This is a genomic window from Actinomyces sp. ICM47 (genome assembly GCF_905369875.1).
In the GTDB taxonomy this organism is placed as follows: Bacteria; Actinomycetota; Actinomycetes; order Actinomycetales; family Actinomycetaceae; genus Pauljensenia.
On record NZ_CAJPJE010000014.1, the window covers coordinates 34,748 to 47,499 of the forward strand.

Here is a 12,752-nt window from a genome sequence, read left to right on the forward strand (position 1 = left end):
TCAGCGGCTCCCCGCGGGAGGGAAGGCGCTGACAAGTTCGCCGTGCGCGTCCGCGGCGTCCTCGGAGAACATCTGGCGCTCGTTGTATTCGCCCTTCTTGCCGATGTTGAAGGACTGGACCGGGCGGAAGTAGCCCATGACGCGCGTCCACACTTCGCAGGCCTGCGGCTCGGCATGGGGGCGGGAGGCCGCGCACTTCTCGCACGTGAAGTGCTCACCAGCCAGGTAGCCGTGGACCGGGCAGATGGAGAAGGTCGGCGTGATCGTGATGTAGGGGACCTTGAAGGCGGTCAGGGAGCGGCGCACCATCTCCTTGCAGGCCTGCCCCGACGAGAGGCGCTCACCCATGTACAAGTGCAGGACCGTGCCGCCCGTGTACTTGCCCTGCAGGACCTCCTGATCCTCGAGGGCCTGGAAGGGGTCGTCCGTGTAGGCGACCGGCAGCTGCGAGGAGTTCGTGTAGTAGGGCTGGTCGGGCGTACCCGCCTGGATGATGTCGGCGAAGCGCTTGCGATCCTCCTTCGCGAAGCGGTAGGTCGTGCCCTCCGCGGGGGTCGCCTCCAGGTTGTACATGTGGCCGGTGGCCTCCTGGAGCTGGACCATGCGCTCGCGCACGTGATCCAGGATCCGCACGCACATGTCGAAGCCGCGCGGGTCCGTCAGGTCGTAGGCGTCGTCGCTGAAGTTACGCACCATCTCGTTCATGCCGTTGACGCCGATCGTCGAGAAGTGGTTATCGAGCGTGCCCAGGTAGCGCTGCGAGTAGGGGAAGAGGCCGTGGTCCATGTGGTACTGGATGGTCTCGCGCTTGATTTCGAGGGACTTCGAGGCCAGGTCGATGAGTCCGTCCATGCGCGCGATGAGGCCCTCCTCGTCCCCCTTGTACAGGTAGCCAAGGCGCGCCATGTTGAGCGTGACCACGCCGATCGAGCCGGTCAGCTCGGCCGAGCCGAAGAGGCCGTTGCCGCGCTTGAGGAGCTCGCGCAGGTCCAGCTGGAGGCGGCAGCACATGGAGCGGATCATGTGCGGGTCCAGGTCAGAGTTGATGAAGTTCTGGAAGTAGGGCAGGCCGTACTTCGCGGTCATGTCGAAGAGGGCATCGACGTTCTCGCCCTCCCAGTCGAAGTCGGGCGTGATGTTGTAGGTCGGGATCGGGAACGTGAAGACACGACCGTCCGCATCGCCGCCCGTCATGACCTCGATGAACGCGCGGTTGATGAGGTTCATTTCGCGCTGCAGCTCGCCGTAGGTGAAGTCGACGACCTCGTCGCCGATGAGGGGGTGTTCGTCGGCCAGGTCGTCCGGGCACGTCCAGTCGAAGGTCAGGTTCGTGAAGGGGCACTGGCTGCCCCAACGCGAGGGCACGTTCAGGTTATAGATGAGCTCTTGCATGCACTGAACGATCTCGTCGTACTCCATGTTGTCCAGGCGCACGAAGGGGGCCATGTAGGTGTCGAAGGAGGAGAACGCCTGGGCACCCGCCCACTCGTTCTGGAGGGTTCCGAGGAAGTTGACGATCTGGCCACAGGCCGAGGAGAAGTGGCGCGGCGGGGCCGAGGCAATTGCGCCGCCCACTCCGTTGAAGCCCTCCTGAATGAGGCGCTTGAGGGACCAGCCGGCGCAGTATCCGGCGAACATGTCGAGGTCGTGGATGTGATAGTCGCCCTCGCGGTGCGGGGCACCGATCTCAGGCGTGTAGACGTGCTCAAGCCAGTAGTTGGCGACGATCTTGCCCGCTGAATTCAGGATCAGGCCGCCGAGCGAATACCCCTGGTTTGCGTTGGCGTTGACTCGCCAATCGGAGCGGTCGAGGTATTCCTCCACGGTTGCAATGGCGTCAACGTCGTAGCGGGGTGCGGTCATGGTCCCTGTCCTGTCTTGATTTTGATTCTGTGCGCTGCGCGGGTGCTGTGTGCGCTATAGCGGTTTCTGCTGCTGGGCTATGTGAACATTGCGGTGCCCGGCCGTCTCGACTGCGGGCGGCGGGAGCGAGGGTACTGCTGTCGCTCAAGGCGTGTTCGACACGTCGTGGACGGTATGCCCTTGCGGGGCGAGGCCGTGGCACTGTGGGTGGAGGCGCTACCCTCCGCCCGGCGCGCGCCATCCCCAGACGTGGAGGGGCAGACACGCCGCACACTAGATGTAGTGTTTAAGCCGAACGGTTAACACTATATCTAGTGTCATTCGTCCGTCAGAAATGAGGCACGCGGGAGGCGTAGTTCCCCTGGTCACGACGCTGATTCGCAATGACTTTTCGAGGACCAACGTCCCATCGCATCACACCCTCCCCGCCCACACGGGCTGATACACAGGGCGAGGCCGCGACCGGAAAACCCGGCCACGGCCTCGTCGATAAAGCGGACCTAATCAGACCAAGAAGGGCAGTTTCTTCACCAGGCCCAAGCCCTTCCACCAAGTGCCCAGACCGATTGTGTCGCCCGCGTTGGTCAGGGGGACGAGGATGAGGACGAGCGCGTACACCAGGTGCTCGTTGACGACCGGGTTGAGGGAACCCCACACCCACGGTGCGACGGCCGCGTACATGAAGCCCAGCATGACGACGCCCGCGAGCGCCGCCAGGCGCGTCCCGATACCGAGCACCATCGCCAGACCAATGCCGAGCAGGCCCAGCATGAACACCCAGTCGGTCACAGGTAGGGCGAGGGACTCGAAGAAGGAAGCCAGGGGCTTGCCGGTGGTGGCTCCCGTCAGGTAGCTCTGCGCGGGTGTTCCACCGTTGATCCACGCGCGCGACGGACCCGTGGAATAGTGCAGGCCGAAGGTCTTGTCCAGGAAGGACCACAGGAACACGAAGCCGACCGCGAGGCGCAGCAGGCCAAGGATGAGGCGCGCCGGCGTGGACGTAACGACAGTGGAGGCGGGGGCCATGGCGATTCTTTCACGAGGCAACAACGGACTCCGCCATTATCCCAGGAGCGCGGCCTCGGCGGCGTCCGGGCATGCAGACAGTCCACCCGCGAGCAGCCCGGCTACAGTGCCTGGGGGCGGCGGCAGGGCCTGGCCGGACATGCAGACAGTCCACCCGCGAGCAGCCCAACTAGGGTGCCTGGGGGCGGCGGCAGGGCCTGGCCGGGCTTCGAGATCGACCACTCCGAGCCGCAGGCTCGCGTGTGGCGATCTCGCGGGCGGGCCGCCGCCCCCAGGCACCACACGCAGGCAAGCGAGAAAAAGCGGACCCCGGGCTGTCGCAGACAGCAGCGATTATTCGCCTGCGAGGCGGTCGACCTCGTGGATGATGAGACCGCAGATGGCGCTAACCCACGCGATAGCGGCGACACCGAGGACGCGCGAGCGCCAGGGGCGGATTTCCAGGAAGTACTCGAAGCCGTAGCCGGATCCGGGTGCAGCGGCGGACATGCTGAACCCCCACATGGCGGCAATCGTCGCGACGATGGCGATGATAACGAGTGTCATGCACACCCAGACCATGATGCGCTGAACTTTGATGCCATGCCGGGGTCGCCGCTCGATGGGTGAGAGGGCGAGTGCCCACGCGCCGGCGATGAGCGCGGCGGTGATGGCGTCGGAGGGGCGGTGCCAGCCTTCCATCATGACGGACACGCTCATGAGGGAGGTCCATGCCCATCCGATCCATGCGGAGGGGCCGCGGAACCATTGGGGTGCGACGACGATGAGGGCGAGGGAGAGGGTGACGGCGACGGTCGCGTGGCCGGATGGCAGGGAGTTGACGACGCCGGTGGTCACGCCGAGGCTGGGCCGGGTGAGGACGTAGTCCTTGAGAATTTGGGTGGTGACGTTGGCTCCGACAACCGCGCCGAGGGCCCGCCCGGCCAGTGTGGCTCGACGCCTGGCGGCCGCGACGATGGCGACGAGCACACCGATGCCGACCAGGACAGGCACGGACACAAGGCCAGTGATGAGGGTGGAGAATCCCGCATACTGTCTGGCTGAGCGCATCATGCCTTCCATGAGGATCGTATCGATCACCTGTCCGTACGAGGTACTCAGCACGCCATAGCTAATGAATGCGGTAAGCGAGAGACAGGCGGTCACTCCGGCGATACGTCGAGCCAGTTTGTGCCGGTACCATCTGTCGTCACTGAGGGGACGAGGCGTTAGTTCGGTCCCGTTGTCGTCCGCGCTCGCGCTGCGGCTGGTTGTGGTGCGCGCGCGGGCGGGGCGTTCCTTGGTGGAGACGCTGGATGAGGCGGATGTGCGAGTCTCGTTTCCCGCTGTTTCCTTGCGGTTTGTCGCGCTCTTCTGGGGGTCTTTGTCGTTGCCGGATGTGCGCGAACCAGAGCGGGTGCGGGGCTGAACGGGGCGTGATCCTCGGGTGTAGGACTCGTCGACGGTGGGGTCGGAGGGCAGGGCAGAATTGGGGTCGTCCATCCTATCCTCCGTTCGCGTTGGTGCAATCATTCAGGTACACACTGTAGTGGAGTGTGGCGCAAAATCGCGGATTGGTGGTGGGTCACATGCGGGTTGGAGACATGTTTCAAAGCTGGGATCAGGGACGATGGGGCCTAACCTGTTGCCCCGCCACAACCTCGTCACAAGTATTTTCGTGGCTCTGGGCTGCGCTCACAGCGCACGGAGGTGGGCGCGCGCGTGACGGGGGCCTCGGTTAGAGTGGGTGTGTCCGATTCTGCACGTTTACGTCGGGAGTTGTCAGTGGCCACTTCTTCACCTGTGAGCACCGATCGCATTCGAGATCTGTTGCGGTCTCGTGACGTGCGTTTCGGCGATTACAACGAGGGTGAGTTGGCGTATCTGACGCCGAACGCCGCGTTTTTCTGGAACGCGACGAATCCTCAGATCCTACAGCTGCGCGCACAGTGGCGGGGCATCGCCCGCACGCCGGAGCAGTTTGGGGAGCTGGCCCACGAGGTTGCGACCTGCAATTCGACGCGCACGGGTCCGAAGGCATACGTGGCTCCGCTCGAAGATGGCACGCAGTACGGCCTGATCGCAGAGTGCAACATCGTTGTGCTGTCCGGATTGACGCAGGCGCAGCTGGATCATTTCTTTGAAACGTCTATGTCGATGATCATGGGTTTCTTCGCGGATCTTGAGGTGACGCTGCCTGGGTTCGTGGATTGGGTCAGCGAGAGCGCGGAGGCGCAGCGATGAACGTTCCTTTTGTGGTTCCCGAGGACGATACGACGCCTTACCCGGCTAACTTTGAGCGCGTGGTGGCCTGTGTTCGCGAGATGGGTTACGCCTTGGACATCATTGAGGAGGGGCGCGCTGGCGGCGCAATCTTCGACCGCGTTCCTTTCCTGGTGTCGTTTGATGCGGCGGGACGTTTCCTGTCGATTCGCGCCCTGTGGGAGCCGGATATTCCAGCCGAGACCGGCGAGCACGCAATGTTCGCGACGGCCGATAACTGGAATCGTGAGAAGTACTTCCCGACGGTCTACACGGCGACGACTCCCGAGGGGAAGCTGGGCGTGTACGCGGATTTCGTGGTGGACACGAAGCCAGGCCTGTCGAACAATCAGTTGCGCGACGTGATTGCGTCGGGTATTTCGACGGGCATTGCTGCGATGGAGTACGTGAAGGAGTCGGCCTCCGAGGCCCTGGGGTGGGTGAACCCGGACTCGGATGAGCGCTGACCGCTCATCGTCCTTCTCACACGAGGCCGGGGCGGGTTCACGCGAGCACGCGCGGTTGGCCCCGGGCATGGGGTCGTCGGTGCCCCCTCGGGGTGAGGCGGGCGATCAGGCGCAACCGAGCACCACTGGTGCACCTGCTCTCCCTTCTCCCTCCCCCGCTGACCTGCTGGCGGTGTTGGAGCGCTTGAGCGCCGGGGATGACCGACTGCTCGGCCACATGACGCTGGCGGGGCGTTCGGGGCGGATCGCACAGTGGCCGCAGTGGGCCTCACCCGCGGTCGTGGACGCGTGGGCACGGCGCGGCGTGGAGCGCCCGTGGATTCATCAGCGCGAGGCCATGGATGCCCTGCGCGAGGGCCGCGACGTCGTGCTTGCGACAGGCACGGGATCCGGCAAGTCTCTGGCCGCGTGGACACCGATCTTCTCCGAGCTGGTGGAGGCCGAGGATTCGTCGCGTATTTCCGCGATCCACCGCCGCCCGACGGCCCTGTACCTGGCTCCGACGAAGGCTCTGGCGGCGGATCAGCTGGCCTCACTCATGGCGCTTCTTGGCCAGAACGACGCACCGACTGACGCACTGGGGAGAGCGGACCCGGAAGGAGGCCACCGCCTCGTCGATGAGAGGCTGCGCCGAGTGCGCGCGACGACCGTGGACGGGGACACGCCGCGCGAGGCGAAGGAGTGGGCGCGGGCGGGCGCTGACCTGATCCTGTCGAACCCGGATTTCCTGCACTACGTGATGCTGCCGTCGCACCAGCGCTGGTCGCGTTTTTTGGCGTCGCTGCGCCTCATCGTCATCGACGAGGCCCACCATTGGCGCGGCGTGACCGGCTCGCATATCGCGCTGGTCGTGCGCCGTCTGCTGCGCGTCGCTCACCACTTGGGCGCGGATCCGCGCGTGGTCATGCTCAGCGCGACGGTGCGCGACGCGGCGTCGGTGGGGCGCGCGCTGACGGGGCGCGACGCTGTTGCAATCACCGAGGACGGCTCACCAGCGGGTGCGCACGAGCTGGTCCTGTGGCAGGGCGCGATCATGGCCGACGAGTCCGAGATCGACATTTCCTCATTCCTGGCAGCCCTCGACGCGCCTCCCGGCACGGCCACGCTCAAGGTCCCGGTCGTGCGGCGCAGCGCCGGGGTCGAGGCCGCGAACCTGGCCGCCGCCTTCATCGAGGAGGGCGCGCGCCTGCTCACCTTCGTACGCTCACGTGCGGGGGCCGAGGCCGTGGCCGCTCAGGTGCGCGACCGCCTCTCGGCGCGTGGTTCGGCGAACGCGGGACGGGTGGGCGCATATCGCGGCGGCTACCTGCCCGAGGAGCGTCGCGCGCTCGAGGAGGCGATCCGCACGGGAGAAGTACGGGCGCTCGCCACGACGTCGGCGCTCGAGATGGGCCTGGACATCTCTGGGCTAGACGCGACGATCACGGTCGGCTGGCCGGGCACGCGCGCGTCCCTGCGCCAGCAGATCGGGCGCGCGGGTCGCGCGGGCGCTCCGGGCACCTCCGTTCTCATCGCCTCTGACAACCCGCTGGATGCGTACCTGGTGCGCCACCCGGAACACATCCTCGGCGAGGTCGAGGCCTCCGTCATCGACCCATCTAATCCGTGGGTGCTGGCCCCGCACGTCGCCGCCGCAGCCGCCGAAATACCGATCAGGCCGTCCGATATCACCTACTTTGGCATGGAACTGCGCGGTGTCGTTGGGCGGCTGGTCGCCGACGGCTACCTCAAGCGCAGGCCCGCCGGATTCTTCTGGGACGCCACCCGGCCCGAACACCCCAGCAACCTCACCGACCTGCGCGGCGCCGCCGGGGACGTCCAGATCGTCGACGCGGCCACCGGCACCGTCATCGGCACGATCGACCAGGCTTCCGCCGACGCCCATGTCTTCCCCGGCGCCATCTACATCCACCAGGGGCACACCTTCCACGTCCTCTCCCTCAACTCCCTCACCACGCCCACCGCTCCCGCCTCCCAGGGGTGGCCGCGCGCACTCCTGCCCGAGGCCGGGGGCGGCACCCGGGGAAGCGGCCACCCGGAGAGCGGGGAGCGGGAGGAGGCCCAGGCCTCGTCGATCATCATCCCGCCCGCGCGGGTCGATGACGCGCGCGTCGCCCTGGTCGAGGAGGTGCGCACTCCCCTGCGCACGCGCTCGGCGACCCACACGAGCGTCGAGGTGTGCGCCATCGAGGAGACGTACGTGTGCGGGGATGGAACGGTCACATGGCATCACGGGCCGACGAACGTGTCGACGCGGGTCACCGACTACGACCTGCTGCGCCTGCCCGGACTCGAGTTCATCCGCAACATCGAGCTGTTCCTCCCCACCCACACGCTGCCTACGAAGTCCACGTGGTTCACCCTGACCCCCACGGCGCTGGCCGCGATGGGGATCGAGGCGGCGGACCTGGCGGGCACCCTGCACGCGACCGAGCATGCGATGATCGGCATCCTGCCACTCATCGCGACCTGCGACCGCTGGGACCTGGGTGGCCTGTCCACGGAGCTGCACGACGACACAGGCGCGCCCACCGTGTTCATTCACGACGCGTTCCGGGGCGGTGCCGGGCACGCGCTCACCGGCTTTCACAGCGCGCGCTCGTGGGTGGCCGCCACGCTCGAGGCCGTCTCCTCCTGCGACTGCGAGTCCGGGTGCCCGCTCTGCATCCAATCCCCCAAGTGCGGCAACGGCAACGAACCCCTGTCCAAGCAGGGCGCGATCACGCTGCTCACCTACCTTCAGGAACGTGCCCCCGGCGCGTAGGCACACCCCTCGCTGAAATAGCGTGCAGATCCCTGGCCCATCCCGCGCTACCGGCGCGTAGGGACAGCCCTCTTCAAAAGTCGCATGCAATTCCCCCAGGCCAGTTGTTAGTCACCCTCATAAACGTTGCAATTCCAACGATCTAATTTCAAAGCATGAAAGGTTTACATGGGAATTTCGTGCGACATCGTTGGGGAACCACGCCCACGATGCCTGGGTTATCTAGATTGACCTCATCCAACAGAACGTTGTCCAGTGCGCCGCGCGCCGATCGAAGGACTCCTCTCACCCGCACGCTAACCCGCTATTCCGAAGCTGGGCAGCCACGCCCACGTACGGGACAGGCGGCCCACATGCGGAACAGGGGGTTCACATGCGGGACGCGTTGGAGTCCAAGTCGTTGTCGCACGCAGCCAATCCGTCACGAACCATGGGACAGCCACACACCCACGATGCTTCAGTATTCACATAATCGAGGCACACACGACCGACTAAAATAGTGAATTTCCCGCGCTGCAAAGCCGAAAAGTCACCGCAAAACCAACACGTTTTATCCTTTAACCCTGTAACTCCGCGTTAACAGGCTGCACGTACTCGAAGGGGCCGACCTTACGGTCGGCCCCTTCGAGCATCCCATCAACACAGTGCAAGTCTCCCGATGCGTTCCCTTTCTCGGATCACCTCTGTCAGCGATTCCTGTGGCTTGATGACTCTTAATGTAGAGGCCCCACCTGTGGGAAGCATTGAACGCACCTGATAGTTTCCTGAGAGTTTTTCACTGTTCCTGACCGGCGCGTGCTTTCGCGCGAATCTCGACAGACACTCCCATGATCCTGACGAACTCGCTCACAATCACCCGGCAGTCGCTGCCAAGCACTTCGCACGACTCAACACCGACCCCGTTGGCTGCGGTGACGGAGGCCACCTCGTCGCAGGGCACCGCCCCGACGTCCTCCCAGGGGGAGGTCGCGGAACGCTCGGCCCCCGCGAGCGCCGCTAGGTCTGCGACGGCTTGCAGCCGCACGGCAGCGGTGCGCGCGGCACCGACTCCCGCGAGGAGAAGAGCGAGGGTAATCGCCAGAGCGATGAGTCCGAGGCTGTTGACTGTTCCGGATCCTTCGTCGCCGAGGCGGTCGGGTGGCGTATCGAGTGGGCGGGTCACGGCAGATCCCCTTCGTCGATGGTCGTGACCGTGCAGTGTGCCTGGCCCCCGATCCATCCGGCGGCACCGCGATACGGGGCGCTGCCGGTAACGGTCACACGGCCATTCCCGCGCTCGACTGTGTAGGAACCGCCCGGATACGAGGCCGTGGCCGCGTCCTGCGCGTTGGCTTCCCCAATGGAGGCGGCGCGAGCGCCCTCACGGACGGCCTGGCACAGGGAGGAGCCGGTCAGGCCTGCCTGCGCGGTCGCGGCGAGCACGCCGATAACGAGGGTGACGGCGGCGAAGCCCACGGCGTGTTCGACGGTGACATATCCTGCGTCGTCGCGTCTCATCGGGTGTTGAGCGCCTCCTGGATGACGGATTCGAGGGCTGCGCGCACCGCGTCCGATTTGAGGATCACGATAAGCAGTCCTGCGAATCCAGCGGCGGCGATGGTGCCGATCGCGTATTCGACGGTGGTGGCGCCCTCCTCGGGGTCGCGAGGGCCGCGAGCCGAGGTGTCGTCGCGCGGCCCTTGGAGGCGTTGGGCGGCATCGCGCAGGGTGCCCATCGCGGCGAGCTGCGCCCGGGTAGCGGCGTTGTCGATGCGTTCAATAATCGTCATTGATCTGTCCTTTCTACGTGCGCGCGGGTGCGCGCAGGGCCAGTGTGCGCGGCTATGTCTGTCGCATTCCAGCCGGAAACTTGCCCCTGTGGATAGCGCCGCGACACGAGAGGGGGCTGTGGATAAGGATCGTCGCAGCGCATCCCTGTGGATGGGGTACGCGTTGCTGTTGAGACCAGAGGAGGGTCCGCTACGTCTGCCGGTGAGGCGCGACACCGAGCCCTGTCGATGCGGCACTGCCCGCTCGGGCGAACGGGCCTAGGCCTCGTGCCTCGACTCGAGGACGATGCGGCGCTGCCCCGCAGAATCGGGCCACGGGCACTGCACCCCGCGCCTGCAAGTAGTTCGTCCTCCCCTACCCTCCGATACCGGTCATGAGGTGGGCGAGGAGGGGCGCGATGCCGAGGAGGAGGAACGCGGGCAGGAAGAACGCTCCGAGGGGGCCGACGAGGCGCACGGAGAGTTCTTCCGCTTTTGTGCGCGCGTCGACGAGTCGCGTGCGTCGTTCCCAGGTGGCGCAGCGTGCAAGCATTCCATCGGGCGCGGTGCCGGCGGTCCACGAGGCCTCGAGCGCATCGCGCAGGGGCACGGCCCAGGTGGGTGTGTCCTCCCAGGCCTCCTCCCAGGTGGCCCCCAGGCGCAGGGCAGCGGCGGTCCACGACAGGGCGTCGTGCGTGCAGGCGTGGGCGAGTGCGTCAAGCGCGCGCGGGATTGAAGCGCCGCAGGCCAGGGCCGAGGCGACCAGGTCGCACGCGAGTGCCGCGTCACTTCCCGGGGTATCGGTGCGGACTGCTGGGGCCGCGCGCCCTACACCCGCGCGCCCCACGCCCGTATCCGCGCTCCGACAGCGAGCGACGATCCGCCTGCACGAGGCGATGCCCGCTCCCCACGCGACCAGCCCACTGACGGCGCAGGCACTCCCGGGCCCGCCGCCCGTGTAGAAAGACCAGGGAGAAGCCCCGAGCGCCAGCGCGGCCACAACCCCCACGAGGGGCAGCGCGGCGAGCACGCGCGCGGACATGAGCGGCCCCGCTGATGCGACGCGCCGTGCCTCCTCGACGGCCTGCGCGTCATCGATGGCATCCCCGATCGCGTCGAGGACGTCGGCCAGGGGCGCGCCGAGGCCGTGGCTGAATCGACAGGCCACGATCACCGAAGCGGCACTAGACCGGGCGGCTGCCACTTCCGGGGAGCGCCCGCCCGTCAGGTGGGCGCGCCACCTGCTCGGTTCGCGCGCCCACTGGTCGAGGACGGGCGGGTAGACGTCGTCGATGCTGCCCGTGCTTCCCACGCCGATGCGCGCCAGAGCCTGTCCCCACGCGGACGAGACCGGGGCTCCCGCGCGGAGACGCGTTGCGACCTCTGCGACGAGGAGGGCGATCTCGCGAGGAGAGGGCGTTCCCTGTGCGCGACCGCGGTGGTGTGCGGAGGCATTCCGGAAGACGTGGAGACCAGCGCGCAGGCGTGCAATCACAGCCGGAGGCGAGGTACCGCCGCGTCTGATTGCAGGGGAAGGCCCGGACCACGCCCGCACGACCCGTCGCTCGCGGCGTGCCCGCAGGAGGCGGGCGACGCAGCACGCCAGCAGCCGCAGCGCGCACGCTCCGAGCGCGGCACCCACCAACGCAACGATCAGCAGCCAGGCACCCCCGTCAGCAGCAACGCCAACAGGAACGAGGCCGCCCCAGCCCCTCGGGAAACCACACGACGCTACGCTGCAACCACGGATGCTGGAGGTCCCCACCAGTGCACGCGCAACCCACCTCATATCCCAGCCCTCCCGGCCAGAGTGCCCCAGGCCTCGTGCTCGGTGACGCGCCCATCGACGCTGACGCTGAGTGCGGGCACGCACTGGAGGGCGGAGGATGTACGCGTGAGGACGCCGACCTCGGCGACCCAGCGGTGAGCGAAGGTGGAGCGGCGCATGTGGAGGACGGCGTCGAGAGCGCTGGAGGCTTGGGCACAGACAGCGCTTTCGCTCATGCCCGCGAGTGCGCCGAGCGCCGCGAGCCGCGCGGGCACGTCGCGCGCGCCGTTGGCGTGCAGGGTCGCCCAGCCGCCGTCGTGTCCGGTGTTGAGGGCGGTGAGGACGTCGCGCACTTCGGGGCCTCGACACTCGCCGAGGACGAGGCGGTCGGGGCGCATGCGCATGGCCGCGCGCACGAGGTCAGAGAGGGTGACGCCTCCTCGTCCTTCGACGTTTGGCTTGCGTTCGACGAGGTGGACGCAGTGCGGGTGGGCGGGCGCGACCTCGGCGACCTCCTCGATGCAGACGATGCGTTCGCCGGAGGGGACGAGGGAGAGGGCGGCGCTCAGGAGGGTGGTCTTGCCACTGCCGGTCGCCCCACTCACAAGGACGTTCGCCCGCGAGACAACGAGCGCCCGCAGGAGCATCCCCACCGCGCCGGGCAGTGTCCCGCAGGCCTCGAGGTCTGCGACGCCCAGCCGACGGGTGCCGAGGACGCGCAGGGAGATGAGGGTCCCCGATCCTGAGACTGGTGGGAGGACAGCGTGCAGGCGCACGCCGCCCGGCAGGGTGCCGTCCGCGATGGGGCTGGCGTCGTCGAGGCGCGCCCCGCAGGCGCTCGCGAGGCGTATTGCGGCGTGGCGGGAGTCCGCCTC

The 12,752-nt window shown here is 67.0% G+C and carries 11 protein-coding genes; 3 read left to right on the forward strand and 8 right to left on the reverse strand.

Going from position 1 to position 12,752, the window contains the following annotated elements:
* The 3 genes from QZ149_RS04610 to QZ149_RS04620 form a co-directional block, all read right to left on the reverse strand.
* Complete coding sequence (locus QZ149_RS04610; protein ID WP_291450096.1) at positions 1 to 1,863, reverse strand: ribonucleoside triphosphate reductase; 1,863 nt, start codon at positions 1,861 to 1,863, stop codon at positions 1 to 3.
* A gap of 504 nt (positions 1,864 to 2,367) precedes the next feature.
* Positions 2,368 to 2,889, reverse strand: a complete 522-nt coding sequence (locus QZ149_RS04615; RefSeq protein WP_291450097.1) for a DoxX family membrane protein — start codon at positions 2,887 to 2,889, stop codon at positions 2,368 to 2,370.
* A 333-nt stretch (positions 2,890 to 3,222) separates the two neighbouring features.
* Positions 3,223 to 4,371 carry a phosphatase PAP2 family protein gene (locus tag QZ149_RS04620; RefSeq protein ID WP_291450098.1) on the reverse strand — a complete coding sequence of 383 codons (1,149 nt, stop codon included), beginning with the start codon at positions 4,369 to 4,371 and terminating at the stop codon, positions 3,223 to 3,225.
* 282 nt (positions 4,372 to 4,653) lie between these two features.
* Here QZ149_RS04620 and QZ149_RS04625 point away from each other — a divergent pair, with 282 nt between their 5' ends.
* The 3 genes from QZ149_RS04625 to QZ149_RS04635 all read left to right on the forward strand — a co-directional run bounded on the left by QZ149_RS04625 (position 4,654) and on the right by QZ149_RS04635 (position 8,361).
* Complete coding sequence (locus tag QZ149_RS04625; protein ID WP_291450099.1) at positions 4,654 to 5,112, forward strand: YbjN domain-containing protein; 459 nt, start codon at positions 4,654 to 4,656, stop codon at positions 5,110 to 5,112.
* Positions 5,109 to 5,597: a YbjN domain-containing protein gene (locus QZ149_RS04630; protein WP_291450100.1), complete on the forward strand. Its 489-nt coding sequence runs from the start codon at positions 5,109 to 5,111 to the stop codon at positions 5,595 to 5,597. Before QZ149_RS04625 ends, QZ149_RS04630 begins: the two co-directional genes overlap by 4 nt.
* A 184-nt stretch (positions 5,598 to 5,781) precedes the next feature.
* Positions 5,782 to 8,361 (forward strand): DEAD/DEAH box helicase, encoded by a 2,580-nt coding sequence (locus QZ149_RS04635; protein WP_291450106.1) that lies wholly within the window; start codon positions 5,782 to 5,784, stop codon positions 8,359 to 8,361.
* A 775-nt stretch (positions 8,362 to 9,136) separates the two neighbouring features.
* On the opposite strand, the gene QZ149_RS04640 is transcribed toward QZ149_RS04635, so the two are convergent.
* The 5 genes from QZ149_RS04640 to QZ149_RS04660 all read right to left on the reverse strand — a co-directional run.
* Positions 9,137 to 9,523 carry an Rv3654c family TadE-like protein gene (locus tag QZ149_RS04640; RefSeq protein ID WP_291450101.1) on the reverse strand — a complete coding sequence of 129 codons (387 nt, stop codon included), beginning with the start codon at positions 9,521 to 9,523 and terminating at the stop codon, positions 9,137 to 9,139.
* Positions 9,520 to 9,858: a pilus assembly protein TadE gene (locus QZ149_RS04645; protein WP_291450102.1), complete on the reverse strand. Its 339-nt coding sequence runs from the start codon at positions 9,856 to 9,858 to the stop codon at positions 9,520 to 9,522. The genes QZ149_RS04640 and QZ149_RS04645 overlap by 4 nt, the downstream gene beginning before the upstream one ends.
* Positions 9,855 to 10,130, reverse strand: a complete 276-nt coding sequence (locus tag QZ149_RS04650) for a DUF4244 domain-containing protein (RefSeq protein WP_291450103.1) — start codon at positions 10,128 to 10,130, stop codon at positions 9,855 to 9,857. The genes QZ149_RS04645 and QZ149_RS04650 overlap by 4 nt, the downstream gene beginning before the upstream one ends.
* Before the next feature lie 355 nt (positions 10,131 to 10,485).
* On the reverse strand, positions 10,486 to 11,604 hold the full coding sequence (locus QZ149_RS04655; RefSeq protein WP_291450104.1) for a type II secretion system F family protein: 1,119 nt from the start codon (positions 11,602 to 11,604) through the stop codon (positions 10,486 to 10,488).
* A 290-nt stretch (positions 11,605 to 11,894) separates the two neighbouring features.
* A partial coding sequence (locus QZ149_RS04660; protein WP_291450105.1) for an ATPase, T2SS/T4P/T4SS family occupies positions 11,895 to 12,752 on the reverse strand: 858 nt, incomplete at its 5' end.